The organism is Saliniferula longa (genome assembly GCF_050789285.1).
GTDB lineage: Bacteria > Pseudomonadota > Alphaproteobacteria > Rhodobacterales > Rhodobacteraceae > CAVPWP01.
In genome coordinates, this window is the sequence record NZ_JBOUVX010000002.1 from 239,740 (window position 1) to 266,240 (window position 26,501).

At 65.9% G+C, this 26,501-nt stretch carries 24 protein-coding genes; 14 read left to right on the top strand and 10 right to left on the bottom strand.

Annotated elements, in window-relative coordinates; genetic code table 11:
- Positions 1-21: 21 nt before the first annotated feature.
- The 5 genes from ACRDNQ_RS07690 to ACRDNQ_RS07710 all read left to right on the top strand — a co-directional run bounded on the left by ACRDNQ_RS07690 (position 22) and on the right by ACRDNQ_RS07710 (position 3,201).
- On the top strand, positions 22-630 hold the full coding sequence (locus ACRDNQ_RS07690; protein WP_431828069.1) for a hypothetical protein: 609 nt from the start codon (positions 22-24) through the stop codon (positions 628-630).
- A gap of 24 nt (positions 631-654) precedes the next feature.
- A complete protein-coding gene (locus ACRDNQ_RS07695; protein ID WP_431828070.1) occupies positions 655-1,149 on the top strand; it encodes an LptA/OstA family protein in 495 nt (164 codons plus the stop codon).
- Entirely contained in the window at positions 1,149-1,907 is a 759-nt protein-coding gene (lptB, locus tag ACRDNQ_RS07700; protein WP_431828071.1) for an LPS export ABC transporter ATP-binding protein, read from the top strand. The genes ACRDNQ_RS07695 and lptB overlap by 1 nt, the downstream gene beginning before the upstream one ends.
- Before the next feature lie 213 nt (positions 1,908-2,120).
- On the top strand, positions 2,121-2,693 hold the full coding sequence (gene hpf, locus ACRDNQ_RS07705) for a ribosome hibernation-promoting factor, HPF/YfiA family (protein ID WP_431828072.1): 573 nt from the start codon (positions 2,121-2,123) through the stop codon (positions 2,691-2,693).
- A 43-nt stretch (positions 2,694-2,736) separates the two neighbouring features.
- Entirely contained in the window at positions 2,737-3,201 is a 465-nt protein-coding gene (locus ACRDNQ_RS07710) for a PTS sugar transporter subunit IIA (RefSeq protein WP_431828073.1), read from the top strand.
- A 2-nt stretch (positions 3,202-3,203) separates the two neighbouring features.
- Here the strand turns inward: ACRDNQ_RS07710 and ACRDNQ_RS07715 are convergent, their stop codons facing one another.
- Genes ACRDNQ_RS07715 through cysQ form a run of 7 tightly spaced genes read right to left on the bottom strand, consistent with a single transcriptional unit; the run spans position 3,204 to position 11,705 of the window.
- Positions 3,204-4,625 carry a nodulation protein NodH gene (locus tag ACRDNQ_RS07715; protein WP_431828074.1) on the bottom strand — a complete coding sequence of 474 codons (1,422 nt, stop codon included), beginning with the start codon at positions 4,623-4,625 and terminating at the stop codon, positions 3,204-3,206.
- A 1-nt stretch (position 4,626) separates the two neighbouring features.
- Entirely contained in the window at positions 4,627-6,324 is a 1,698-nt protein-coding gene (locus ACRDNQ_RS07720; protein WP_431828075.1) for a DUF5927 domain-containing protein, read from the bottom strand.
- On the bottom strand, positions 6,321-7,331 hold the full coding sequence (locus ACRDNQ_RS07725; protein ID WP_431828076.1) for a glycosyltransferase family 2 protein: 1,011 nt from the start codon (positions 7,329-7,331) through the stop codon (positions 6,321-6,323). The genes ACRDNQ_RS07720 and ACRDNQ_RS07725 overlap by 4 nt, the downstream gene beginning before the upstream one ends.
- Before the next feature lie 39 nt (positions 7,332-7,370).
- Positions 7,371-8,615, bottom strand: coding sequence for a glycosyltransferase family 4 protein (locus tag ACRDNQ_RS07730; RefSeq protein WP_431828077.1), 1,245 nt, complete (start codon positions 8,613-8,615; stop codon positions 7,371-7,373).
- A gap of 46 nt (positions 8,616-8,661) precedes the next feature.
- On the bottom strand, positions 8,662-9,555 hold the full coding sequence (gene galU / locus ACRDNQ_RS07735; RefSeq protein WP_431828078.1) for a UTP--glucose-1-phosphate uridylyltransferase GalU: 894 nt from the start codon (positions 9,553-9,555) through the stop codon (positions 8,662-8,664).
- Between the two features lie 54 nt (positions 9,556-9,609).
- On the bottom strand, positions 9,610-10,908 hold the full coding sequence (locus ACRDNQ_RS07740; RefSeq protein WP_431828079.1) for a glycosyltransferase family 2 protein: 1,299 nt from the start codon (positions 10,906-10,908) through the stop codon (positions 9,610-9,612).
- Positions 10,905-11,705: a 3'(2'),5'-bisphosphate nucleotidase CysQ gene (gene cysQ / locus ACRDNQ_RS07745; RefSeq protein ID WP_431828080.1), complete on the bottom strand. Its 801-nt coding sequence runs from the start codon at positions 11,703-11,705 to the stop codon at positions 10,905-10,907. Before cysQ ends, ACRDNQ_RS07740 begins: the two co-directional genes overlap by 4 nt.
- Before the next feature lie 125 nt (positions 11,706-11,830).
- Between cysQ and ACRDNQ_RS07750 the strand changes: the two genes are divergently transcribed.
- Positions 11,831-12,652: an ABC transporter permease gene (locus tag ACRDNQ_RS07750; RefSeq protein WP_431828081.1), complete on the top strand. Its 822-nt coding sequence runs from the start codon at positions 11,831-11,833 to the stop codon at positions 12,650-12,652.
- Positions 12,653-12,680: 28 nt separating this feature from the next.
- On the opposite strand, the gene ACRDNQ_RS07755 is transcribed toward ACRDNQ_RS07750, so the two are convergent.
- On the bottom strand, positions 12,681-13,268 hold the full coding sequence (locus ACRDNQ_RS07755) for an alpha-ketoglutarate-dependent dioxygenase AlkB family protein (protein WP_431829087.1): 588 nt from the start codon (positions 13,266-13,268) through the stop codon (positions 12,681-12,683).
- A 227-nt stretch (positions 13,269-13,495) separates the two neighbouring features.
- Between ACRDNQ_RS07755 and dnaK the strand changes: the two genes are divergently transcribed.
- The 3 genes from dnaK (at position 13,496) to radC (ending at position 17,452) form a co-directional block, all read left to right on the top strand.
- Positions 13,496-15,412: a molecular chaperone DnaK gene (dnaK, locus tag ACRDNQ_RS07760; protein ID WP_431828082.1), complete on the top strand. Its 1,917-nt coding sequence runs from the start codon at positions 13,496-13,498 to the stop codon at positions 15,410-15,412.
- A gap of 73 nt (positions 15,413-15,485) precedes the next feature.
- On the top strand, positions 15,486-16,637 hold the full coding sequence (gene dnaJ / locus ACRDNQ_RS07765; protein WP_431828083.1) for a molecular chaperone DnaJ: 1,152 nt from the start codon (positions 15,486-15,488) through the stop codon (positions 16,635-16,637).
- 53 nt (positions 16,638-16,690) lie between these two features.
- Positions 16,691-17,452 (top strand): RadC family protein, encoded by a 762-nt coding sequence (radC, locus tag ACRDNQ_RS07770; protein ID WP_431828084.1) that lies wholly within the window; start codon positions 16,691-16,693, stop codon positions 17,450-17,452.
- Here radC and ACRDNQ_RS07775 read toward each other — a convergent pair.
- Both ACRDNQ_RS07775 and secA read right to left on the bottom strand, forming a co-directional pair.
- Positions 17,443-18,918 carry an OmpA family protein gene (locus ACRDNQ_RS07775; protein WP_431828085.1) on the bottom strand — a complete coding sequence of 492 codons (1,476 nt, stop codon included), beginning with the start codon at positions 18,916-18,918 and terminating at the stop codon, positions 17,443-17,445. The genes radC and ACRDNQ_RS07775 overlap by 10 nt on opposite strands.
- A 7-nt stretch (positions 18,919-18,925) precedes the next feature.
- Entirely contained in the window at positions 18,926-21,634 is a 2,709-nt protein-coding gene (secA, locus tag ACRDNQ_RS07780) for a preprotein translocase subunit SecA (protein ID WP_431828086.1), read from the bottom strand.
- A 176-nt stretch (positions 21,635-21,810) separates the two neighbouring features.
- On the opposite strand from secA, the gene ACRDNQ_RS07785 reads away from it, so the two are divergent.
- The 5 genes from ACRDNQ_RS07785 to ACRDNQ_RS07805 all read left to right on the top strand — a co-directional run bounded on the left by ACRDNQ_RS07785 (position 21,811) and on the right by ACRDNQ_RS07805 (position 26,501).
- On the top strand, positions 21,811-22,677 hold the full coding sequence (locus tag ACRDNQ_RS07785) for a peptidylprolyl isomerase (RefSeq protein WP_431828087.1): 867 nt from the start codon (positions 21,811-21,813) through the stop codon (positions 22,675-22,677).
- Positions 22,678-22,685: 8 nt separating this feature from the next.
- A complete protein-coding gene (gene argJ, locus ACRDNQ_RS07790) occupies positions 22,686-23,915 on the top strand; it encodes a bifunctional glutamate N-acetyltransferase/amino-acid acetyltransferase ArgJ (RefSeq protein ID WP_431828088.1) in 1,230 nt (409 codons plus the stop codon).
- Positions 23,912-24,310, top strand: coding sequence for an 8-oxo-dGTP diphosphatase MutT (gene mutT / locus ACRDNQ_RS07795; RefSeq protein ID WP_431828089.1), 399 nt, complete (start codon positions 23,912-23,914; stop codon positions 24,308-24,310). The genes argJ and mutT overlap by 4 nt, the downstream gene beginning before the upstream one ends.
- Before the next feature lie 216 nt (positions 24,311-24,526).
- Positions 24,527-25,579 carry a DUF475 domain-containing protein gene (locus ACRDNQ_RS07800; RefSeq protein WP_431828090.1) on the top strand — a complete coding sequence of 351 codons (1,053 nt, stop codon included), beginning with the start codon at positions 24,527-24,529 and terminating at the stop codon, positions 25,577-25,579.
- A 22-nt stretch (positions 25,580-25,601) separates the two neighbouring features.
- Positions 25,602-26,501 (top strand): NAD-dependent epimerase/dehydratase family protein, encoded by a 900-nt coding sequence (locus ACRDNQ_RS07805; protein WP_431828091.1) that lies wholly within the window; start codon positions 25,602-25,604, stop codon positions 26,499-26,501.

A 26,501-nucleotide genomic window follows, 5' to 3' on the forward strand; every position in this document is an offset into this window, starting at 1 on the left:
CGGCCAGACATTGGCGTGAGAATGGCGATTTCCGACACCGCATATTCAAGGCTGGTCGCCTTGCTGAAAGTCGCGCTGCCGCTCACGGCACTGGCGATCCTGTCGACGTTGTTCCTTCTGGCGCGCACTCCCGACATCGAGCGAACGATCCCCTACGCCGATGTGGACATCGACGCCCTTGCGCGCGAGCCGCGCATTTCGGCCCCCGACTTTTCGGGAGTGGCGGCAGATGGGACCGGCCTTCAGGTCACGGCAACCACGGCCCGGCCCGATCCCGGCGACCCGGGGCTGTTTCACGCCGACGGCCTCGAGGCGCGGATCGACACGCCGGACGGCACCCGGATTCGGATGACCGCGGTCACCGGCCGGGTGGACACGACGGCCGGCACCGCCACCCTTGCCGGAGATGTGCTTGTCGAGACCTCGACCGGCTATGCCGTTCGGACGGAAGAATTCACGGCACGGCTTGACTCCACCCGCTCGGAAAGCGCGGGGGCGGTCGACGTCATGACGCCCTTCGGCCACCTCACCGCGGGGCTTTTCACGCTCACGCGTCTGCCCGGTGACGGGCAGGGCCATGTTCTGGTTTTCAGCGACGGCGTCGACCTGCTATACGATCCGCGGGATTGAGGACGGGCAATGCGGCAGCGGCGAATGATTGGGGTTTGGGCGGCGCTGGTCAGTCTGGCCCTCGCACACGCGGCGGTCGCCCAGTCCACAAGCATCGCCTTCAGCGACATGGCGATCGACCCGGACTCTCCGATCGAGCTGTCCGCCGACCAGCTGAGTGTCAGCCAACCCGACGGCACGGCGCGGTTCCAGGGCAACGTCGTCGTGGCCCAGGGTGATCTGCGGATCTCGGCCGGAGAGATGCTGATCGAATATGCCGAAGGCGCCGACGGACAGCGCACGCGCATCTCGCGGCTGCTGGCCAGCGGGGGTGTCACGGTCGTTGCCCCGGCGGCGGCGGCCGAGGCGGAGGAAGCCACCTATTCGATCGGGGATTCGACCGTGGTCCTGACCGGCAACGTCCTGCTGACGCAGGGGCCGAATGCGATCTCGGGCGAACGGCTGACCATCGACCTTGTCGCGGGCACCGGGCTTTTCGACGGACGGGTCCGCACGGTGATCCAGGCGGGCGGCAACTGATGGCCCGCCCCGAACTGACCGTCGCCGAAGGGGGCGCGGGCCTTCGGGTCAGCAACCTGCGCAAGAGCTATCGCAAGCGGCCGGTGATCCGCGACGTGAGCATGGCGCTGGACCGGGGCGAGGTTGTCGCCCTTCTCGGGCCGAACGGGTCGGGAAAGACGACCTGCTTCTACACGATCGCTGGCCTCGTCTCGGCCGAGGGCGGGACCGTCTCGATCGACGGCCGCGACGTGACCGGCATGCCCATGTACCGCCGCGCCAAGCTTGGCATCGGCTATCTTCCGCAAGAGGTCTCGATCTTCCGGGGGCTCAGCGTCGAGGACAACATCCTTGCGATCCTCGAGATTGCCGAGGAAGACCACACACGGCGGCGCGAAAGGCTTGAGGAACTGCTCTCGGATTTCTCCATCACCCATCTGCGGCGCGCGCCCGCGGTGGCCCTGTCGGGCGGCGAACGGCGGCGCGTCGAGATCGCGCGCTGCCTGGCCGCAAATCCGAAGTATCTTCTTCTCGACGAACCCTTCGCCGGTGTCGATCCGATCGCGGTGGGCGATATCCGGCACCTCGTGGGCGACCTCAAGACCCGCGGGATCGGCGTGCTGATCACCGATCACAACGTGCGCGAGACGCTCGAGATCGTGGACCGCGCCTATATCCTGCACGATGGGCGGGTGCTGATGAGCGGCACGAGCGACGAGGTCGTGCGTGACGAAAACGTGCGCCGTGTCTATCTTGGCCAGAACTTCCGGATCAGCTGAGCCCGGACCCAGCAGCGGCATTGACAGGGGGCCGCGATCTGCCGCCAAATAAAGGGGATGCATGCCGCGATTCACCCCGTTCGCATGGCGAGACAACGCCCGGCAAGACTGCGGTCCGACAGGCTTGGACCGGCATCATCCTCAACGGACACAGGAACGCAGGGCAGGCGATCGGCTCAGACGACGAAGCCGTTTCGCTCAGAGGGAGAGATCATGCGATACCAGATCAGCGGACGCCATATCGACATCGGCAGCGCGCTTCAGACCCACGTGAAGGACGAGCTTGGCGCCGTCGTCGCCAAATACGCCGAACGCCCGACAGAGGCGACCGTGGTGTTCTCAAAGGCCGCGCACGAGTTCGTCTGCGAAGCCACCGTGCATCTGTCCACGGGCCTGACCGCGCAGGCACGCGCGACCGCGACCGAGATCTATGCCGCCTTCGACAAATGCGCCGAGAAGATGGAAAAACAGTTGCGGCGATACAAGCGCCGGCTGAAGGATCATCATCGCGACAGGTCCGAGCCGGTTGAACTCCTTGCGGCGTCCTCCTATATCCTCGCGTCATCGGAAGACGCAGAGGAATCGGAGCCCGAAACGCTCCAGCCGATGATCATTGCCGAGATGGAGACGAACATCCCGTCTCTCAGCGTCGGCGAAGCGGTCATGCAGATGGAGCTGGCAGGGGCGCCGGTGCTGGTCTTTCGAAAAGAAGGAAACCCGTCGGGCGTGAACATCGTGTACCGACGTGACGACGGGAATATCGGGTGGATCGACCCGAAACTGTGAAACGGGCCGAAGTGTCCCGAAACGCCGGAGGCCGTAGCAGGCAATGGAGATTTCCAACCTACTCAGCCAGGACGCTGTCCGGCTGATAAGTTCGGTTTCGAGCAAGAAACGGCTTTTTCAGGAACTCGCCGAGATCGCCGCACCCTTGTGCGGCATCCGGGCGGCCGACGCCTGCGCCGCCCTGCAGGAACGGGAAAGCCTTGGCCCGACGGGCGTGGGCCACGGGGTGGCGCTGCCCCACGCGCGCCTTCCGGGCCTTGACCGGGTGCAGGGTGTCTTCGTGCGCCTCGAAAAGCCGGTGGACTTCGACGCGGTCGACAAGAAGCCTGTGGACCTGATCTTCGCCCTCTTCGCACCGGACGGGTCGGGCGTCGATCACCTCAAGGCACTTGCCGTCGTCTCGCGCACGATGCGTGAGCCAAGCCTGCTGGCCAAACTGCGCGCGAACAACGACCCGATCACGCTGCACGCCATTCTGACCGACAAGCAGGCCCACCAGGCGGCCTGAGGTCAGGCTATCCTGGCGTAGCCGAAGTGCACGAAGTCGCGCCGGTAGGCGGCGGCCACAGCGTTGTTGACGACGTCATCGAGGATCTCCTCAACCGGCACCGGTGACGCCGAGGGCGGCACATCCCCAAGGGGCGCGGGCGACAGACCAAGATCATCGGCCAGCCGGTCGAGCGACCGGGCCAGATCCTCGCGCCGCAGGACCAGGTCGGGGGGGGCGAAGCCACTGATCGCGGAAAGAAGCGAGGCCTGGCTGGCCCAGCTGGCGTGCGGCCGAAGCCCGGTCTGCCCGCCGAGATTGCCACGCACGAAATCGAGAAACGCAAGGAAGGCCGCGCGATGTGCCGCCCCGTCATAGCCGGGATCCGAAGGATCGTCCGGCAAGGGCACGCCCTGGTGGTGAACCAACGTGTCGCGCAGATCCTCGTAGCCCGGAACGCCCTTGGGCAGGATCACCCGCGAGAAGGCGTCGTGGATGCGCGTGGCGGGATGTTCGACCACGGTGATCCGCCGGTGGCCCGGGTTTCGCCGCATCCAGGCCCGCAGGTCCTGTTGACTCAGACCGGTCTGGGGCGCCGCACCCCCACCTACGGCCCGAAGCCAGCCGTCCACCTCGGCCTGTGCCACAAGCCCGACCGGCATGAACATGACCGGAACGCCATCCGCCACGCGGAAACCCGGCACGCCGGCGCCGCGCGGCGGCTCGAACCCCGGGATGCGATCGATGTCGAAAAGATCGATGCGTGCAAGTGCTGCGCGCATGACCTTGGGGTTCGTCACCTTCTCGGCAAGCGGAGCGGGATTCTGCGCCTTGCTTCGCGTCTTATGGGGGCGCGGAAGCGGCGGGACGCCCAGAAAGGCATGCAGTCCGGCGATGACCTCGGCATCCGCAAGGTCTGCGTAGTCAAGGTGAAAGGCCGTCTGACCAGTGACCTGAAGCGCACGCAAGACACGGCGGCGGAAGGCCCCCGATGCCTCGAGAAAGCGGCCGAATTCCTCGGCGTCGAAACGCGCCTTTGCCCGGCGCGCCGACGCCCGGTCGCCCAGCCACCATTGCCCGGTCGATTGCGCGATCTTCAACGACACATAGCTTTCGGCGGGGTTCCGCGTCAGGACAATCTTCGCGCAGCGGGGGTTGGACAGCACGGCCTCGATCGCGCGCTCGTCGTGGCCATCGAAGATGCGGAAGCCCCCGATGGCATCCGGAATTGCCGCCACCGCCGCCAGAAGCTTCGTCGGGTCTTCGTCCCGGGCGCGGCGGGCGATGCCAAGGGCCCCGTCCTGCCCCGGCGCCCCGACGAAGGCCGGATTGAAAAGCTCGCCATGGCAGGAAATGCCGGGATGCGCGGACAGGATTTCTTCCAGAAGGTTCGATCCGGTCCGCATCCCGGCGACGATAGCGAAGAGGTCGAAACGCGCCGTCATGTCACTGGACAAGATAGGGACGCCCGGCATGGCGCGAGGACGCCCCTTCGGCATTCATGGCCGCGTGGATGTCGCCGACAAGATGCGGGTTCATTCCCAGGTTGCGCAGGTCCTGAAGGAAGCCGTCAAGCCCGGTCAGATCGACGATGCGGGGCGCTTCGGCCAGATGCGGGGGGCCGCTGCCGTGGTCGTCGACGGCGGCATGAAGGACATCCATCGGCTGTTCCAGCATTTCGGCCAGCGAAAGGATGCGGATGCGGGCCCGGGCCCTCGGGCTGCGCAGGAGATGGGCAAACGCGGCCTCGCGGCGCTGAAGGCGCGCGGCCTCGGTCCGGATCGAGGCCGCACCGCGACCGGTCCGATACAACGCGACCGCCCATGTGCCGGTGACAAGGGTGATCCTGGCATTCGGGTCGTCGGCCAGGAATGGCGCGATCTCCTGCCGGTCCTCGGGACCGAACTGGAAGGCCTGCGCTTCCCCCCTGGTGTTCCAGATCAGGTTCCGAAGGAAGGCGGCGGGGTCGTAGTCGCGCAGCGTCGCATGATCGGACAGTGCCCCGGCATAAGTGCTCTGGCCGCCCGCGAATTCTGCCCTGTCCGGCGCGAAGAGGTGGCCGTGCACACGCGTTTCGGTCGCGTCCTCAAGCCAGTCCGCGAACCCTTCGACGATCGCGTCAAACCCCGAAAACACCGAATAGGGCGCGGCTGTCCGTTCGGCCGATCTCCTAGGGTCGGGAAACCGTCCTGGCATCACAAGGCCGGGGCGCCCGTGGATGCGACGGTGAATGGCCTGCGTGAAGACCCGGTCGATCTTCGCTGGGGTCGGCTCGATCGCGGGGCGGGGCGGCACGGCGTCGGAAAGGAACGCGGCGTAAAGCCTGTCTGCGCCCGGCCAGATCTTGCGCGCGACAAAGCACTCGGACCCGCGCAGCAGGCTCAGGTGATCGTCGAAGAAGATATGCGGCCGTCCCCTGAAATCGAACTTCGACAGCGTCAGCGAGCGGCTTTCGATCCTTGCGGAATGGCAGCGCACGACCGTCTGGAAATAGCTTTCATCGGGAATCCAGACATGCCGGAAAAAGCGTTCAAGCTCGGCACGTCGCGGCGATGCCAGAATGGCCTCAAGCGTGGACCTCGTCAGGCACCACCATTGCGATCCCAGATGCGGGACCACGCCGTCGGGCAGGGCGCGCCGGTAGCCCACCGCCCGCTGAAGCCGGACCCAGCCATCGAACAGCGCGCGCCGGCGCTTCCACGGGAACGGGAAGGTCAGCGTGAAACGCTCGACGTCAAGACCGCCGACGGTCCACGGCACTTCCTCGACGGTCACGCTTTCGATGAAATCGGTCGTCGGGTAGCGGGCCAGGTATTGGCGAAGCTCGTCCACGGGGCGAAGCGGCAGGCAGCTTCCGGATGCAAGGAACACATGCCCGATCGCCGGGAAGTCCCGCAGGGCAAGCTCGGCCGCGGTCTGCGCGGCGGCGACCAAAGACCATGTCCCCCATTCGCAGCGGAAGCGCGGACTGAAGCGCAGGTTCTCAAGCCCGGCAAGCCGCGACCGGAACTCTGCCAGATCGGCATCCGAGACGCAGCGATCGACGTGGATCACCACAGGGCAATCCCGTTCGGCCCAGTAACGCGCGGCCTGCGCGGCGCGGTCCAGCGCGTCGTGAACAAGCATGACGAAGCCGACGCTCATGCCCAGTTCCCCTTGGACATCAGCCCAAGCAGTTCAAGCTGGCGCCAGTTGACATAGCGTTCCGACCACTCGCACCACAGGCCCAGCCCCGGGCCCGCGCGGCGGCTGTAGGCGGCATATTCCCGGCTGCCGGCGAAATGTTCCTTCCGGCGCAGTTCCTCCTCGGCCCTGGCGGCGAACCCGCCCAGAAACTTGGCATGGAGCAGGCAGCCGCTTGCCCGTTCGCCACCGGCAGCGTCATAGACAAGGTTCAGACCGCGCGGCAGCAGCATGTGGGTCGAACTGGCATAGGTATACCGGCGGTTCCACCGAACCAGCGGGATCTTGTTCAGCGCTGGCGCCTCTTCCGGCGTGTCGGCGAAGAAGACCCGCGCCCGGGGTCCGCCCTGGATCCACAGGTGCCGGAAAAGCGGATGGCGTGAGACGACGTAGTTTCCCGGATCGAACCAGCAGGCCACCTCGAAGGGATTCTGTCCCTCGGCGCAATGGGCGGCATCGGGGTCGCCCTTGGGATACATGTCGAGCATCAGCGCGCCGAAGGATTTCACCCCCGAGGCGTCAAGCCAGTCGGTCAGCGCCAGGATCGGGCGGGTGTCGCAGAACGGGTAGACGAAGAACTCGTCCAGATCGACGGTCAGCGCCCAGCGATCGTGCGCATGCCTCCGCTTCAACCAGTTGAGCCAGTCCATCCCGAAGCGGGACCGTCGGTAGCTTGCCGTCGTGGTCCAAAGCGAAACGTCGGGCTGGTCGGCAAGCCATTCGCCCGACCCGTCGTCGGACCCATTGTCGACCATCAGGAAATGCCCGATCCCGAGGCGACGGTAGTAGTCAAGGAAGTATGGCAGCCGCTGGCGCTCGTTCCGAAGCGTGGCGAAGAGAAGGACATCGCGCCGGCCGATCGCCCCCGTACGGTCCCGCAGCGCCGTCAGGTCTGCAGATCGCCGCCAGGCACGATACCTCCAGCGCTGCCGTTGAAGGCGCAGCCGGTATGTCGTCGCAATGCCCAATCGGCACCTCCGGAACGGCCAAGGTCCGCGCCGGTGCCGCTAGCAGATCGTGGTTAAGGCTAGCTTGAAGTGGCTCTCCCAGGTTGGCGGATCGTATCTGTCGCGCCCTGTCCCCGGGGTGCCCTGCCCGGCCCCGTCGATCTTCGCCAGTCTCAGCACGGCGTTGCGCCATTGGTACAGATCGCCGGGGTCCGCGTAAACCGCCGCGTCGCCCAGCGTCTCGCGGTAGACCGGCAGGGGGGCACAGACGGGGGTCACGCCCAGCGCCGCGGCCTCTTGCGGGGGAAGGCCGAAGCCCTCGGCCAGGCTTGGGTGCAGAAGCCCCCGGGCGCCGGCAAGAAGTGCCACAAGCGGACCATCGGCAAGATCGCCGCGTTCCAGCACGGTCCGGCCCATGAAGGGAAGGGTGTCGAGCCGCCGGAACACCTCTTCGTTGCGCCAGCCACGCCGACCGACGATGACAAGTCGGGGAACCTCGTCCTCGGGCAGGGTCCGGTGAAGATCGGTCCAGAGATCCAGCAGCAAGGCATGGTTCTTGCGCGGCTCGATCGTCCCCAGGCAGACGAAATAGGGGCGGTCAGCCACTTCGGGCGGGCACTCCTGCCGCACCGCATCCGGGTCCAGCCCAAGTCCAAGCGGGGCAACGACCACCGGCGGGAGGCGTCCGAAGACCGCGAAGTGCCGCGCGACGTCGGCAGCCACGGCCCGCGACGGGACGACGACACGGTCGGCGTGAAGCGAGACGGCCTGCATCTTGTTGCGGAACGCCTCGACCGTTCCGGGGCGCTGATACTGCGGCAGGTCGAGCGGGATCGTGTCATGGACCAGAACGACCGAGCGGCCGTTGTCCACCGATGCGATGCCTGTCAGGACGTTCGTCTCCAGATTGCTGTGCCCCACGTTCAGATAGACCGTGCCCGCAGGAAGCCATTCGCCCAGCGCCCCGGAAAGGCCGGACGCCGAGGGCGTCGCAAGCGCGATCCGTCTTGCAGTCGCCTCAAGGGGCGAGAGGCGGCGCAGACCGGCGAGACGTTTCGCAAGGCGCCACGGACCTATCGCTGGGCGGCCTGTGCCAAGGTGAGTGGACAGTTCGCGCAGCGCGGCCGCGTCGAGGATCGCAAAGCGACGCCCGATCCGGACCAGACCGAAGACCGGGCCACCCGTCCACCCAAGAACCATGCGCAGATAAGCCTGCTCGACCCGGTCGATACCGGTCGGATGCGTCAGTTCCGCACGCCGGACAAGGCGCGTCACATCGAGACAAAGCGCTTTGGTGTCGGTCATCCCGCCGAGCTATCCCCGCGCCCGGCCGCTGCGCAAGCGTGGCCGTCTATTCGGCGACGCTTCGATAGGCGACGACGTCCTGAAGATAGCGCAGAAGGTCGTCGCGCAGATCGCTTCGGGCAAGGGCGAAGGCCACGGTGGCCTGCAGGAATCCCGCCTTCGAGCCGCAGTCGAAACGCGTTCCCCGGAAGCGAAGACCGTTGACGACGCGTCCGGCCACGATTTCCTCGGCGATCGCATCGGTCAGCTGGATCTCGCCGCCGGCCCCGGCCTTGCGACGGTTCAGCGTCTCGAGCACGCTTGGGGTGAGGATATAGCGCCCGATCACCGCAAGGGTCGACGGCGCTTCGGCCGGATCGGGTTTCTCGACCATGCCCTTCACCCGCACGAGGTTCGCCTTCTCCTCGGCGATGTCGAGCACACCATAGGACGCGGTCTGCGGCCTTGGAACCTCCATCGCCGCGACCATGCAGCCGCCGGTGTCCTGGTAGACGTCGATCATCTGCTTGAGACAGGGCGTCTCGGCGGAAATCACGTCATCCGGCAGGATGACCGCGAAGGGTTCGTCGCCGATCAGCCGGCGCGCGCACCAGACGGCGTGGCCCAGGCCCAGCGCAAGATGCTGACGGACATAGGCGATGGCCCCCGATTCCATGTTCGTGGATTCAAGCAGCTTCAAGAGCTCGGTTTTGCCCGATGCACGCAGCGCACTTTCAAGTTCCGGGGCATTGTCGAAATAGTTCTCAAGCGCCGACTTCCCGCGCGAGGTCACGAAGATGAATTCGGTGATCCCGGCGGCGCGCGCTTCGTCGATCGCATACTGGATGAGCGGTCGGTCGACCAAGGTCATGATCTCTTTCGGGATCGACTTCGTCGCCGGCAGGAACCGCGTTCCAAGCCCCGCGACGGGGAAAACAGCCTTCGTGACCTTGTTACCCATGAGCAATCCCTACGACAGCACGCACTAATACTAGGATGAGCCCTGACTGAAACGTCAAGGCACACCCGGGGTCTCCCCCTCAAGATGATGTCTTATCCAACGAAGTTGTGTCTGGAATGTGGCAGCTGGCACCGATCTGAGCGGCTTTACGCGCAGCCATTCGCGCTGGACACGGGACGCGAACGCCGCGATCTGGAAAAGGGGTTCGTGGCGCTCGGCGCGCCCGAAAATGCCCCCGGTCTGAAACCAGAACCCGTCGGAATCGAACCCGACGCGGTGATAGACGGCCGTCGGTCCAAGGGTGACAAGTGTTGCGATGTGCCCCGCGCCCGCCAGTTCGGCGGCCCGCGCCGAAAGGGCAGCCCGCTGCCACGGCCAGCCGGCAAGAAGATGCACCTCGGCACCGGGCGAGAGTCCCGGAAACGGGCGGAAATCCCCGGCCGTGCCAGCAGGCGGATGACAGGAGATCGGGCACGCCATGCCCTCGGCCAGACCGCGATCGAAGTCTGCCAGAAGCCGGGGAACCGCGTCCGGCTCGCACGAACCGCGCACGACATGAGTCAGCGCGCGCCGACGCTCGTCCTGGCGGACACTGTCGACGACGCGCATCAACTCGTCGGGATCGCCGTGCTTGCGCAGATAGATCGCCAGGCTGCGCCCGTTGTCGTGCAGCGAACGAGGGCAGCGCTCGGAGGTGCGGCGTGGCGAGGCCGCGAACCCGTGATGCACCTGCGCGTCTGGCGCATGGACGACCTGCGACCCGACCGCGGCGATCCTCAGCGCGAGGTCGGCATCCTCGAGGTAGAAACGATAGGCTTCGTCGAACCCCCCAAGATCCCGGAAGGTCGCCGTGCGGATCGCCATGTTCGTGCCGACCAACTTGGGAACGAAGCCGGGGGCCGGCGCCTGCCGGGGGTCTTCGCCAGGACCCGGGTCGCGGGTGAACCCGTGGCGGTCGATCCATGGCGCAAACGACTGGAAGCTGATCCCGTTGCGCCCACGCACCGCTCCGACGACGGCCGCCGCCCCGGAAGCGTCGAAAGACGCGGCAAGGTGCGACAGCCAGGTCGGCTCGGGCACCGCGTCGTCATCGATGAAGGCAAGGACCGTTCCCGCAGCCGTCGCGGCCCCAAGATTGCGGGCGCGTGCCAGGTTCTCGGTGTCGAACCGAAGGGACTTTATCGCGCCCGCCCCGGGATGCCCTGAAAGCGCCGAAAGCCCGGCCCCGTCGGCCACGACGATCACCTCGAACGACGGATGGTTCTGAAATCCCAGCGCGGTCACGCAACGGAGAAGATCGTGGGGCCGACCGTGGCTTGCGATGACCACGCTGATCGGCGCCGCATCAATCAATCGGCGGCCACCAGGGTGACGCCCGGCGCATGGGCAATGAAAAAGGGATTCTCGAACCCGGGCTTGCCGTAACGCAGCGGACTGTGATCGTCGAAGCGCACGACCTGCCCCCCCGCGGCGCGCAGGACCGCGTCGCCGGCAGCCGTGTCCCACTCCATCGTCCGGCCCAACCTCGGGTACAGGGCGGCTTCGCCTGTGGCGACAAGGCAGAACTTCAGCGAGGAACCGGCACTCTTGAAATCGGCCACATCGTAGCGTGCGATATAGGCGTCGGTCGCGGCATCGCGGTGGGATTTCGACGCCACGACGGCAAGGCCGCCCCGCCCCGGCGCCGAGACCGAGATCGGAGTCGCGGCGCCCACGGCATCGGGCAGGTGGGGGCCGTCCTCTTCGACCGCGCCGCCACGGCCATCGGTGTAGAACAGGCGGCCCTTAGCAGGGGCGTAGACCACGCCAAGAACAGGGACACCGTCCCGCACCAGCGCGATGTTTACGGTGAAATCGCCGCGCTTCTGGATGAACTCCTTGGTGCCATCCAGCGGATCGACGATGAAGAACTCGGACGCCCGAAGGCCGTGCGAGGCGGCCTTTTCCTCGGTCACCACCGGGATGTCGGGAAAGCCCCGCGTCAGCCCCTGCCAGATGACCGCATCGGCGGCGTGATCGGCCGCCGTCACCGGGCTGTCATCGGCCTTCGAATCCACTGCAAGGGCGTCGGTCTGATAGAACTCCATGATCCGGGCCCCCGCCTCGATGGCAAGGCGGCGCATGGTCGGGACAAGGGCATCGTCGGTCATCGGGGATTAGGAACCTTTGCGGTATATGAATTCCTGCGTCTTTGCCATATCGTTGCCGGCAAGGAAATCAAAACACGCCCCCGCCGCATCCGGCCGGGGGACAGAAGGTCGACGAGGCACGGCAGGTGTTCACTCCGCAGCGCAGCGAGACGATGGTCGGATCGGCGTTCACCACGCTCGAGTTGATCTACCACAACACGGTCCGCTCGGTCCGGAAGGGCCACGAGAACGCCTTCATCAGCCTGCTGAACAACATCGTGCAGTCGCTGATCCTGGTCGGCGTCTTCTATTTCATGTTCGACATCCTCGGAATGCGCGGCAGCGCGATTCGGGGCGACTTCCTGCTGTTCATCATGAGCGGGATCTTCCTGTTCATGACCCACACCAAGACGATGAGCGCGGTCGTATCCTCCGAGGGGCCGGCCTCGCCCATGATGAACCACCTGCCGATGAACACCGCCATCGCAATCGCCTCGGCCGCGGTGGGGGCGCTTTACATCCAGGTGCTGTCCGTCGTCGCGATCCTTGGCGTATATGCCGCCGGCTGGGGTCCGCTGGCGATCGAAGAACCCGCAGGCGCGTTCGGAATGCTCCTGCTTGCCTGGTTTTCGGGCCTTGCCGTGGGGCTGGTCTTTCTTGGCCTGAAGCCATGGTTTCCCGGCTTCGTCTCGATCGGCACCAGCATCTACGCCCGGGCCAACATGATCGCCTCGGGGAAGATGTTCGTGGCGAACGCCATGCCCGCCTACATGCTGGCGCTGTTCGACTGGAACCCGCTGTTTCATGTCATCGACCAGTCGCGCGGGTTCGCCTTCATCAACTACAACCCGCACTATTCGTCCTGGAGCTATGCCCTTTACGTGTCTCTCGCCCTGGCGATGATCGGCCTCATGGGCGAGTTCTACACGCGGCGCCACGCCTCGATCAGCTGGCAGGCGCGGCGCTGACAGGCGCGCGCTGGGCCGGGCACCGCCGTCAGTCGACCACACGCATCGTCAGGTTGATCCGCCCGCCGTCCCGAAGCAGGCCGGAACTTCCGAACCGGATGCGGTCGATCCCGTGAAAGGCCAGACGCGCGTCGCCGGACAGGATGGCGACATCTCCGGATCGCAGCCAGACCGATCGCGTCGGGGCGGCGCGCGTCGTGCCGCCGACCCGGAACAGCCCCTCGTCCCCCAGCGAGATCGACACCACCGGCCACCGGAAATCGCCTTCGTCCCGGTCCTGATGCAGGCCCATGCGCGCGCCTTCGCCGTACAGGTTCACCAGGCAGCAGTCGGGGTCGCGGTCCACGCCCGACCACGTCCGCCAGACATCGAGGGCAATGCCCGGGATCGGCGGCCAGTCGACGCCGGACGGGTGGCGCGCCTCATACCGATAGCCGCGCGCATCCGTCACCCAGCCCACCCGGCCGGCCGAGGTCATGCGCACACTCATCTTGCGCCCTCCGGGCGTCACCGGGGCCAGGAAGGGGGCCGCGCGGGCCACCTCGCGCAGGTCGGACAGAAGCTGCGTTTGCCGCGCCATGTCGAGGGCGCCGCGAACCACCCGCACCCCCTGCACGGCAAACGCGTCGGGTTGCCCGGCGGGCAGCGGCAGCAGAGGCGCGTCAGATGGTTCAAGTTTTGCCAAGTGCAGGCGCTCCGGTTGGCTTGCAGGGCTTCTGGACCCCCCCTATATACGGCCAGAAGCGTCGCCGGCACAGGTTCGGCGGCAGAACTCTGGGATCGGACGGGGGTGCCTGAGCGGGCCCCGGTCCATCAAATCGCCGAAGAAGAGGAACTGAACACATGGCCAAAGTTATCGGTATCGACCTTGGGACGACGAACAGCTGCGTCGCCATCATGGACGGCTCGCAGCCCCGGGTGATCGAGAACTCCGAAGGTGCGCGGACCACGCCGTCGATCGTCGCCTTCACCGACAGCGAACGCCTCGTCGGCCAGCCGGCCAAGCGCCAGGCGGTCACGAACCCCGAAAACACGATCTTTGCCGTCAAGCGCCTGATCGGCCGCCGCGTCGACGACGCGGAAGTGACGAAGGACAAGAAGATCGTCCCCTACAACATCATCGACGGCGGCAACGGCGACGCCTGGGTCGAGGCCCGGGGCGAACGCTACAGCCCCAGCCAGATCTCGGCCTTCATCCTGCAGAAGATGAAGGAAACCGCGGAAAGCTATCTGGGCGAGAAGGTCGACCAGGCGGTGATCACCGTCCCGGCCTATTTCAACGACGCACAGCGGCAGGCGACGAAGGACGCCGGCAAGATCGCCGGCCTCGAGGTACTGCGCATCATCAACGAACCGACCGCCGCGGCGCTGGCCTATGGCCTCGACAAGAAGGACTCAAAGACGATCGCCGTCTATGACCTTGGCGGTGGCACCTTCGACATCACCATCCTCGAGATCGACGACGGCCTCTTCGAGGTGAAGTCGACGAACGGCGACACCTTCCTTGGTGGCGAAGACTTCGACATGCGCATCGTGAACTACCTCGCCGAGGAGTTCCAGAAGGAGCATGGCGTCGACCTGACGAAGGACAAGATGGCGCTGCAGCGCCTGAAGGAAGCGGCCGAAAAGGCCAAGATCGAGCTGTCCTCGTCGTCGCAGACCGAAATCAACCAGCCGTTCATCTCGATGGATCCGAAGTCGGGCACGCCGCTTCACATGGTGATGAAGCTGACGCGTGCGAAACTGGAAAGCCTTGTGGGCGACCTGATCAAGCGATCGATCAAGCCGTGCCAGGCCGCGCTGAAGGACGCCGGACTTTCGACCAGCGACATCGACGAGGTCGTCCTTGTCGGCGGCATGACCCGCATGCCGAAGGTCGTCGAAGAAGTGACCAAGTTCTTCGGCAAGGAGCCGCACAAGGGCGTCAACCCGGACGAAGTCGTGGCCATGGGCGCCGCGGTCCAGGCCGGCGTACTGCAGGGCGACGTGAAGGATGTCGTTCTTCTGGACGTGACCCCGCTGTCGCTGGGGATCGAGACGCTGGGCGGCGTGTTCACCCGGCTCATCGACCGCAACACCACGATCCCGACCAAGAAGTCGCAGATCTTCTCGACCGCCGAGGACAACCAGAACGCGGTGACGATCCGGGTCTTCCAGGGCGAGCGCGAAATGGCGGCCGACAACAAGATGCTGGGTCAGTTCAACCTTGAAAACATCCCGCCCGCGCCGCGCGGCGTGCCGCAGATCGAGGTGACGTTCGACATCGACGCCAACGGCATCGTGTCGGTCTCGGCCAGGGACAAGGGCACCGGCAAGGAACAGAAGATCACGATCCAGGCGTCCGGCGGCCTGTCGGACGACGAGATCGAGAAGATGGTCAAGGACGCCGAGGCGAACGCCGAGGCGGACAAGAAGCGCAAGGAACTGGTCGAGGCCCGCAACCAGGCCGAAAGCCTGATTCATTCGACCGAGAAGTCGATCGAAGAGCATGGCGAAAAGGTCGACCCGACCACGGTCGAGGCGATCGAGCTGGCGATCGCGGCGCTGAAGGACACGCTTGAAGGGGAAGACGCCGGCAAGATCAAGTCCGGCATCCAGAACGTGACCGAGGCCGCGATGAGGCTGGGCGAGGCCATCTACAAGGCCGAACAGTCGAAGGCGGGCGGTGGCGATAACGATGACGACGCCCCGCGCGGCGTGGACGACGACATCGTGGATGCCGACTTCGAAGACCTCGACGACAACAAGCGCGCGTCCTGAGGATGCCGTGACCTCGTGTGAACCGGCCTGCTCCGTCGGGCCGGTTCATCCGTTCCGGACAAGGTGACAGCTTATGGCAAAGCGCGATTACTACGAGGTTCTCGGCGTCCCGAAAGGTGCCTCGGCCGAAGAGATCAAGAAGGCCTATCGCCAGAAGGCGAAAGAACTTCACCCCGACCGCAACGCCGACAAACCTGACGCCGAATCGCAGTTCAAGGAAGTGAACGAGGCCTACGACGTCCTGAAGGACGCCGACAAAAAGGCCGCCTACGACCGGTTCGGCCATGCCGCCTTCGAAGGTGGGATGGGCGGCGGACCCCGTGGTCCGCGTCCGGGCGGGGGCCCCTATGCGGGCGGCGATTTCGCTTCGGCCTTCTCGGATGTCTTCGACGACCTCTTTGGCGACATCATGGGTGGGCGGCGCGGCGGCCAGCGCGCCACGCGCGGCTCGGACCTGCGCTACAATCTGCGCATGACGCTGCAAGAGGCCTATTCCGGCCTTCAGAAGACGATCAACGTGCCGACGGCGATCGCCTGCGAGACCTGCGGCGGCACCGGGTCGGAAGCCGGGGCGGAACCCACCACCTGTCCAACCTGTTCCGGGATGGGCAAGGTGCGCGCGCAGCAGGGCTTCTTCACCGTCGAACGCACCTGCCCGACCTGTTCGGGGATGGGTCAGATCATCAAGAATCCCTGCCGCGCCTGCGGCGGCGCGGGACGCGTCGAGAAGGAGCGCGCCCTTTCGGTGAACATTCCGGCCGGCGTGGAGACGGGCACGCGGATCCGCCTTGCCGGCGAGGGCGAGGCCGGTCTGCGCGGCGGACCGCAAGGAGACCTCTACATCTTCATCGAAGTCGCGCCCCACCCCCTGTTCGAACGGGAGGGAACCGATCTTCACTGCCGCGTGCCGGTCAGCATGGCCTCGGCAGCGCTGGGCGGCGAGATCGAGGTGCCCACCATCGACGGCGGCCGCAGCCGGGTAAAGATCCCCGCCGGCAGCCAGTCGGGCAAGCAGATGCGGCTTCGTGCAAAGGGCATGCCGGCGCTGCGCGGCGGCGGTCATGGCGACATGTACATCGAACTTCAGGTCGAGACGCCGGTGAACCTGACGTCACGCCAGCGGGAGCTCCTGCGCGAGTTCGACAAGCTCAGCGAAGACAACAACCCCGAAACGTCGGGCTTCTTCCGAAAGGTCAAGACCTTCTGGGATGGCATGAAGGGCTAGGCAGGCCCGCCTGACTTAACCTTTCCTGAACCATTCGGGCGGAACCTGGCGGCATGCCGGTTTCGCCCGATCGCTTTTCCGAAGGTTCCCTGCCGCTGTTCGGCGGGGACGAGGCCGCGCCAGTGCCTCTGCCGGACCGCTTGCCGTCCTATATCAAGGATCACCGCAAGCGCCTGCGCAACAGGTTCCTTGACGGCGGCGCGGACGCTATGCCCGACTACGAACTTCTCGAGCTGATCCTGTTCGGCGCCGTCCCCCGGCAGGACATGAAGCCGCTGGCCCGCCAGTTGCTTGACGCCTTCGGTGATTTCAACGGCGTCATCTCGGCCCGGCGCGAGAGGCTGGAAAAGGTCGCCGGCGTCGGACCGGCCGTGGTGCTGCACCTGAAACTGGTCGAGGCCGCCGCACGCCGCCTGTCGCGGTCCCGCATGCTGCAACGTCCCGTCATCTCAAGCTGGGCCGCCGTGCTTGACTATTGCCACACGACGATGGCCCACCGCGAGACCGAGCAGTTCCGCATCCTGTTTCTGGACCGCAAGAACATCCTGATCGCCGACGAAGAGCAGGCCCAAGGCACCGTCGATCACGTGCCGGTCTATCCCCGCGAAGTGGTCAAACGGGCGCTGGAACTCAATGCCTCGGCGCTGATCCTTGTCCACAACCATCCGTCCGGCGATCCCACGCCTAGCCAGGCTGACATCGACATGACGGCGCGGGTGCGCGACGCCTGCGAGGTCATGGGCGTTACCCTGCACGACCACCTCATCGTCGGGAAGGACGCCGAAGTGTCGTTCCGCGGCCTCGGCTATCTCTGACGCACCCAGATCTCGACCCGGCGGTTCAGGTGCCGGCCCCAGTCGACATCGTCACAGGCGATGGGCGCCGCCTCGCCGTAGCCACGCACCTCCATCGCCCGGGCCGCGTCGCGCTCGGGCGGGGTCAGGGCGGCAAGGATCGCCTCGCGCACAGCCCGCGCCCGCTGGCGCGACAGGCGCAGGTTGGACGCGGCATCCCCCTGCCCGTCGCTGAAGCCCGCCACGATCAGATCCGTCCCGTCGAACGCGCCGCGGTCGATTGCATCCGCGACCAGCGCCACGTTCGACCGCGAATGGTCGTCAAGATCCGTCGAACCATCGCGGAACCGGAAGCTGACCGTCAGGCGCCCGAAGTCACGCAGATCGGCCACCATGCGCTGCACCTCGGCAATCCCGGCCGCCTCGGCGCCCGAAAGAACCGCGTTGGCCAGACGGTCACCCTGCGCGCGGAAGGGCACGATCTCGAGCGTCTGGTCGACGAAGCCGGCTTCGGTCACGGCCGCCTGCGCGCCGGGCGCGCGCGCGAAGGCGAAGAACTCGCGCCCGATCCGCGGCAGACGTCCGGCACGGGCGTGCAGATAGATGGGAAGAACCAGCGGATACTCTTCGGTCTTCAGCGTCTCGGGGGTGGCGGCCTTGGGAATGCCACAGGGCCCTTCCAGCGGAACGGCTCGGGTGCCCGCGCTTTGGCTGAGCGGCGCGAAGGCAAGTGCGAACGGATCGCGCGCTGCTACACCGGCTGGATCGGGCACGGCGACCGCCCCGGTCCAGTCGCCCGGAAAGCTTTCCGCCAGAAGATCTCGGGCGGGGCTGCCCGGAAGCGGCAGGGAAAGCACGATGGCAATCTCGTCTCCGCCAAGGGCGGACCAGTCACTGATCCGGCCCAGAAGCGCATCCGAGACATCGGCGAAGCTCAGTGCGGGCAGTCGGTTGTCGACCGCGACAAGGGGCACCAGCGCGTCAAGCGCGACCACTTCGGCCCCCGGTCCGCCCGATCGCGTCAATGCAAGATCCGCAATCGCGCCAAGACGACCTTCGTCCAGCGCCGCGGAGGCCACGGTGCTGACGGTGAATCGTCCCGCCGGCGCGTCGGCGCCCGGTTCGAACAGTTCAAAGACCATGGCGCCGGCATCCACATCAGGGGTCGACAGAACATAGCCCTCTGCCGCGGCGAAGGCCCTGATCAGTCCGGGAGCAAGGCGATCGGACAGGCCCGCAGGCGCGACAACCGCAATCTCGGCCAGATAGTCCGTCAGCCTTGGGCATCCCGGGCCTTCGCAGCTGACGCCCGACCCATCGACGGTCAGCGCCCCGAAGGCCGTGTCCACGCGATAGAATTCGCCATCGAAGCTCAGAAGCGTGCCCGCGATCTCGATCGATCCGTCGCGGGCGGTCAGCGTGACGTCCTGCCCCAGGGCCGGACCCCCGGCCAACGACACCACGAGGGCCGCAAGCGCGCGCCGCATGTCGCGGTCAGGTCAGTTGGCCGTGGCAGTGCTTGAACTTCTTGCCCGATCCGCAGGGGCAGGCGTCATTGCGCCCGGGGTTGCCCCAGGTGCTGGGATCGGAGTCGACGAAGCCGTCGATGGCGCCCCCGTCTGCGCCTGCGGCGACCGCCGCGGCCGGCTGGGCCGGGGCGGTCTGCTGCGCCGCCTGCTGTTGCCGCAGGATCTGCGCCATCATCGCCTGCTGTTCCTCGGCCGTCATGGGACGGATCTGGGACAGCCGTTGGCTTACATCCTCGCGAAGGGAATCGAGCATCCCCTCGAACAGCTGGAAGGACTCGGTCTTGTATTCGTTCAGTGGATCACGCTGGGCATAGCCGCGGAAACCCACGACGGACCGCAGGTGTTCAAGCTTCAGAAGGTGTTCGCGCCACTTGGTATCGATGATCTGCAAAAGCACCTGCTTCTCGATCGACCGCATGGTGTCGGGGCCGAAGGCTGCGGTCTTTTCGGCCATGAACGCGTCGGACGCACGGTAAAGCCGTTCGCGGATCTCGTCCTGGTCGACGCCTTCTTCCTCGGCCCAGGCCTCCGCGGCAATGTCCACGCCCAGCTTTTCGCGCGCGGCTTCGGTCATGCCTTCGGTGTTCCACTGGTCGGCATAGGTCTTGGGCGGCATGTAGGTGTCGACGAGATCGTCGATCACCTGGTGACGCATGTCCTCGACGATCTCGGAAAGATCGGCGGCCTCCATGATCTCCATGCGCTGGCCGAAGATCACCTTGCGCTGGTCGTTCATGACGTCGTCGAACTTGAGAAGCTGTTTGCGGATGTCGAAGTTCCGTCCCTCGACCTTCGACTGCGCCTTCTCGAGCGACTTGTTCACCCAGGGGTGAACGATCGCTTCGCCTTCCTTCATGCCCAGCGTCGACAGCACCTTGTCCAGACGGTCGGACCCGAAGATCCGCATCAGGTCGTCCTCGAGGCTGAGGAAGAAGGACGAACGCCCCGGGTCGCCCTGCCGGCCCGAGCGGCCGCGCAGCTGGTTGTCGATCCGGCGGCTTTCGTGGCGCTCGGTCGCCAGAACGTAAAGACCGCCCGCGGCCTTGACCGCGGCTTCCTCGTCGGCGTGCTCGGCTTCGATCCGGGCGCGCACCTCGTCGGGGTGCGCGTTCGGGTCGGCGGCCAGGGCTTCCAGCACCTTCATCTCGACGTTGCCGCCCAGCTTGATGTCGGTGCCACGGCCGGCCATGTTGGTGGCGATGGTCACGGCGCCAAGCTTGCCGGCGTCGGCCACGATCTGCGCTTCCTTCTCGTGCTGGCGCGCGTTCAGGACGTTGTGGGGGATCTTCTCTTTCTCGAGAAGGCGCGACAGGAATTCGGACTTCTCGATCGAGGTGGTGCCAACCAGAACCGGCTGGCCGCGTTCGTGCGCTTCCTTGATCTGCTGAACGATGGCGTCGTATTTCTCTTTCGCCGTGCGATAGACCTGATCGTGCTCGTCCGTGCGGGCGACAGGCCGGTTCGTCGGAACCTCGACCACGCCCAGACCATAGATCTCGGCGAATTCCTCGGCCTCGGTCGCGGCTGTGCCGGTCATGCCGGCAAGCTTGTCGTAAAGACGGAAGTAGTTCTGGAAGGTGACGCTCGCCAGCGTGACGTTCTCGGGCTGGATCGACACGCCCTCCTTCGCCTCGATCGCCTGGTGCAGGCCGTCCGACAGGCGGCGGCCGGCCATCATGCGGCCCGTGAATTCGTCGATCAGGACCACTTCGCCGTCGCGGACGATGTATTCCTTGTCCTTCGCGAACAGCTTGTGCGCCCTGAGGCCCTGGTTGATGTGGTGAACGATCGTCGTCGACTCGGGATCGTAAAGCGACTGTTCCTCGGGCAGGATCCCGGCTTCGTGCAGCCGGTTCTCGAGGAATTCGTTGCCCTCGTCCGTGAAGGTCACGTTGCGGGTCTTTTCGTCCAGCGTGAAATGCTCGTCCTGAAGCTCGGGGATGATCTTGTCGATGGTGCGGTAAAGCTCGCTGCGGTCCTGCGCCGGACCGGAAATGATCAGCGGCGTGCGCGCCTCGTCGATCAGGATCGAGTCGACCTCGTCGACGATGGCGAAGTAGTGCCCGCGCTGGCTCATCTGGCTCAGCTCGGATTTCATGTTGTCGCGCAGGTAGTCGAAGCCAAGCTCGTTGTTGGTCGCATAGGTGATGTCGGCGCCATAGGCCGCCCGCTTCTCGGATTCGGGCTGCTGCGGATAGACCACTCCGGTGGTCATGCCGAGTGCCGCAAAAACCTTGCCCATCCATTCGGCATCGCGCTTGGCGAGGTAATCGTTGACCGTGACGATGTGCACGCCGCGCCCCGTAAGGGCGTTCAGATAGGCCGGGAAGGTCGCGACCAGGGTCTTGCCTTCGCCGGTCTTCATCTCGGCGATATTGCCCTGATGCAGGAAGATCCCGCCCATCAACTGAACATCGAAGGCGCGAAGGCCCAGCGCCCGCCGCGCGCCTTCGCGGCAATTCGCGAAGGCCTCGGGAAGCAGGTCGTCCAGATCCTCGCCCTGGGCCACGCGGGCCTTCAGCTCTTCTGTCTTGGCGATCAGACCCTCGTCGCTGAGCGCCGCGAACTCGGGCTCGAGCTCGTTGATCTTCTTCACGATCGGGGCGGTCGATTTCACCTTGCGGTCGTTGGCGGTCCCAAAGACCTTTTTGGCGATCGTTCCGAATCCGAGCATGTGTTCAGCCTTGCGAATGCGTTCTGACAGGTTCGTGTGAGGGGATGCGCTTGCCCGTGCCTCTGGCCCGCCATAGAAGGGCAGGCGGGTTGCCCCGCGCTGTCACTGGCGATGTAAGGGGCCGCCCACTTGGTGTCAACGTCGCCTTCCCGCGCGGCAAGAAGAGAGGATCACCCATGTCTTACCGCACGCCGCTTTGGCTGACCCTTCCGCTGCTTGCAGCGCTGTCCGTTCCGGCCGTGGCTCAGGAAAGCGCCGAAGCCCCCGCCCCCGTTCCGGCCGACACCGTGATCGCGTCGGTGAACGGGACCGAGATCACGCTTGGACACATGCTTGTGCTGCGCGCGCGCCTGCCGCAAGAATATCAGCAACTCGAGCCGCAGGTCCTGTTCGACGGAATCCTCGACCAGTTGATCCAGCAGACCGTGATGGGCCAGAAGGCGGGCGAGCTTTCGGCGGTGAACCGTCTTCTGCTCGACAACGAAGAACGGGCGCTTCTGTCATCGCAGGTGATCGCCGAAACCGCGCGCGCCGCGACCACCGAGGAAGCGATCCAGGCCGCCTATGACGCGACCTTCGCCGAAGCGGGCGGCGAGACCGAGTACAATGCCGCGCACATCCTTGTCGAAACCGAGGACGAGGCGAAGGCCATCGTCGAGGAGCTTGCCGCCGGCGCCGACTTCGCGACGCTTGCGCAGGAACGGTCGGTCGGTCCGTCCGGCCCGAACGGCGGCGACCTCGGCTGGTTCGGCGCGGGCATGATGGTCGAGCCCTTCGAGGCGGCCGTCTTCGCGCTTCAGCCGGGCGAGATTTCCGCCCCTGTCCAGACGCAGTTCGGCTGGCACGTGATCCAGCTCAGGGAAACCCGGCAGACCGAAGCCCCGGCGCTGGAAGAGGTCCGCGACCAGATCGTCGAAGAGATCCAGCGCGCAGCCGTCGCCGCCGAGGTGGCCGGTCTTGAAGCCGAGGCCGACATCACGCGCCCCGCGCCGGGCGCCTTCGACCCGAACATCATCAACGACTACACGCCGATCTCGGAGTGATCCCCAGAATGGCCGGACCCCTGCCCGTATCGCCGCTGGCCCCTAAGGCCGGCTTTCCCGACCTGCCGGTCATTGACGGCGCCCGGTTCGCCGCGGCCGAAGCCGGCGTGCGCTACCGCGACCGACTTGACGTGATGCTGTGCGATCTGGTGCCGGGAACGGTCGTGGCGGGTACGTTCACGCGGTCGAAGACCCGCTCGGCCCCGGTCCTCGATTGTCAGGCGAAGCTTGGCGGCGACGACGGCGCTGGCGCCGCGATCCTTGTGAACTCGGGCAATTCCAATGCCTTCACCGGGATCGCCGGTGTCACGGCGGTCGAAGCGATCGCGGGCGGCGTCGCCCGGGCCCTGGGTGTGCCGGCCGCGCGGGTCTTCACTTCGTCGACCGGCGTCATCGGCGAACCGCTGCCCCACGACCGCATCACGTCGGCGCTGGACCGGCTGGTGGCGGGGCTCGATCCCGGCGGCATCGCCCGGGCCGCGCGGGCGATCATGACGACCGATACCTTTCCCAAGGGATCGTCGCGCGAGGTCAGGATCGGCGACCGCACCGTGAAGATCGCGGGCATCGCCAAGGGCTCGGGCATGATCGCCCCGGACATGGCGACGATGCTTGTCTATGTCTTCACCGATGCGAAGATCGGCTTCGATGATCTTCAGGCGCTCGTGTCACGGCACTGCGACGCGACCTTCAACTGCATCACGGTCGACAGCGACACCTCGACCTCGGACACGGTGCTGGTGGCGGCAACCCAGGCCTCGGGCGTCGACGTGGCCGGGAACACGGACTTCGACCGCGCCTTGTTCGAGGTAATGGACGACCTCGCGAAGCAGGTCGTCCGCGACGGCGAAGGTGCGACGAAGTTCGTCACCGTCGCCGTGAGCGGCGCTGCGGATTCCGACGACGCGCGCAAGGTGGCGTTCGCCATCGCGAATTCGCCGCTGGTAAAGACCGCGATCGCGGGCGAGGACCCGAACTGGGGGCGCGTCGTCATGGCGGTCGGCAAATCGGGGGCCGAGGCCGATCGTGATCGCCTGTCGATCCGGTTCGGCAACGTGCTGGTCGCCCGCAACGGGCAGGTCGATCCGTCCTATGTCGAGGCCGAGGCCGCCACCCACATGAAAGGCGACGAGGTCACGATCGGCGTCGACCTTGGCCTTGGTCAAGGCGAGGCGATGGTTTTCACGTGCGACCTGACGGACCGGTACATCGCGATCAACGCGGACTACCGGTCGTGAAGACGATCCTTGTCGCAGCCGTGGCGCTGATCGACCGGGACGGACGCGTGCTGCTGGCGCAGCGCCCCGAAGGCAAGTCGATGGCCGGTCTGTGGGAATTCCCCGGCGGCAAGGTCGAGCCCGGAGAAACACCCGAGGCCGCACTGATCCGCGAACTGCACGAGGAACTGGGGATCGAGACCTGGTCCTCGTGTCTGGCCCCGCTGACCTTCGCAAGCCACAGCTATCCCGACTTTCACCTCCTCATGCCGCTTTTCGCCTGCCGGAAATGGCAGGGCCAGCCGCAATCGAACGAAGGGCAAGCCCTGAAGTGGGTGCGCGCGACCGACCTGCGCAACTATCCCATGCCGCCCGCCGACCTTCCGCTGATCCCGATCCTGCGAGACTGGCTGTAGACCACGGCAGGGCGCTGGTCGGCACGGGGATTGATCCCGCTCCTGCGGCATGCGATGTCTTGCGCAGTTGCTCGGTGACCGGGCCCCTCTGGCGGAAGTGGCGGCGCTTCCGCGATGTCGGCACCGCGAACGGCACAAGCCGCCCGAGATTGCAGTCTCAATGATCCTCATCATCTTCGGCCTTTCGGGGTCCCTCAAGGCGTGGCGGGCCCGGCCGTGACCACCCCGCGCAGCATGTTCGACTACTTCCGCTGGGCCTTCATCGTGACGGCGGCGGGCCTTGGACTTGGCGTCGTCCTTGGCTGGCAGATGACCGGCACGCTTGCCGGGACCGCCAGCATTTTTCTGGTCGTCGCGGTTCTTGCCGTGCTCGAGATCTCGCTGTCTTTCGACAACGCGATCGTCAACGCCAACAAGTTGAAGACGATGAAGCCCGAGTGGCAAAGGCGGTTCCTGACCTGGGGCATCCTGATCGCGGTGTTCGGAATGCGCATCCTTTTTCCGCTGATCATCGTCGTCGTCGCGGCGAAGATCGGGCCGTGGCAGGCGCTGATCCTCGCCGCCGCGCAGCCCGGGGAATATGCGCGCATCATGCACGATGCGCACCTGCCCATCGCGGCCTTCGGCGGCACCTTCCTGATGATGGTGGGGCTGTCGTTCTTCTTCGATCACGAGAAGGACGTGCACTGGGTGCGCTGGCTTGAACACCGCATGGCCGACTATGCCACGATCCGCGGGATCGAGGTGGCGATCGTTCTGGTGCTGATCCTCGTCTTCTCGCGCCTTCTCGAACCGGCCGAAACGATCCTTTTCGTCAACGCCGCGATCTGGGGGCTGCTGACCTTTCTGCTGGTCGAGGTGCTGGGCGGCCTGCTCGACCGCAGCGAAGAGGCGCTGAGCGGCGCCGCGAAGGGCGGCGTCGGCGCCTTCCTCTATCTCGAGGTGCTGGACGCGTCCTTCTCGTTCGACGGGGTCATCGGCGCCTTCGCTCTCAGCCAGAACCTGTTCATCATCGCGATCGGCCTTGGCATCGGCGCGATGTACGTGCGGTCGATGACCATCATGCTGGTCGAAAAGGGCACGCTGGCGCGGTATCGTTACCTTGAACACGGCGCCTTCTACGCGATCCTCGCCCTGTCAGTGATCATGTACACGCAGGCGCTGGTCCATGTGCCCGAGGTCATCACCGGCCTATTCGGCGCTGCGGTGATCGGTCTGTCGCTCTGGTCGTCGGTTCGCTGGCTGCGGCAGACCGCGCCCGCCGAATGAAGCTTGCGAAGGGAGAAACGGCATGAGGGTTCTTTTCACCGGCGGCACCGGCAAGGCCGGGCGGCATGTGGTGCCCTATCTGATCAATCGCGGACATCGCGTGCTGAACGTCGATCTGCATCCGCTTGACCACGCCGGCGTCGACAACCGCATCGCCGACATCACCGAAGCGGGCCAGATGTTCGACGTGATGCAAAGTTACGCCGGCTTCGACGAGCTTGACCCCGGCACCGGGGTTCCGCGCTTCGACGCGGTCGTGCATTTCGCCGCGGTGCCGCGCATCCTGCTGAAGACCGACAACGAATGCTACCGCGTGAATGTGCTGGGCACCTATAACGTGATCGACGCCGCCCTGAAGGCGGGGGTGCGCAAGATCGTCTTCGCCTCGTCCGAGACGACCTATGGCGTCTGTTTCGCGGACGGCGAACGCAGGCCCGAGTATCTGCCCATCGACGAAGAGCATCCGACCGTCCCCGAGGACAGCTATGCCATGTCGAAGGTCGTGAACGAGGTGACGGCGCGAAGCTTCCAGCGCCGCTCGGGTGCGGACATCTACGGGCTTCGGATCAACAACGTGATCGAGCCGCACGAATATGCGCGGGACTTCCCGGCCTACATCGCCGACCCGGCGCTTCGGCGGCGCAACATCTTCGCCTATATCGACGCGCGCGATCTTGGCCAGATGGTCGACCGCTGCCTTGCCACCGACGGGCTTGGGTATCAGGTCTTCAACGTGGCGAACGACGATCATTCGGTCGACCTTACCTCGGCCGGCCTTGTCGAGCGGTTCTATCGCGGGGTTCCGGTCACGACCCCGGATCTGCCCGAGGGCTTCTATTCCAACGCGAAGGCCAAGCGCATGCTCGGCTTCCGGCCCGAGCACAGCTGGCGGATGCACGTCGACGGTTCGGCAACGCCCTGA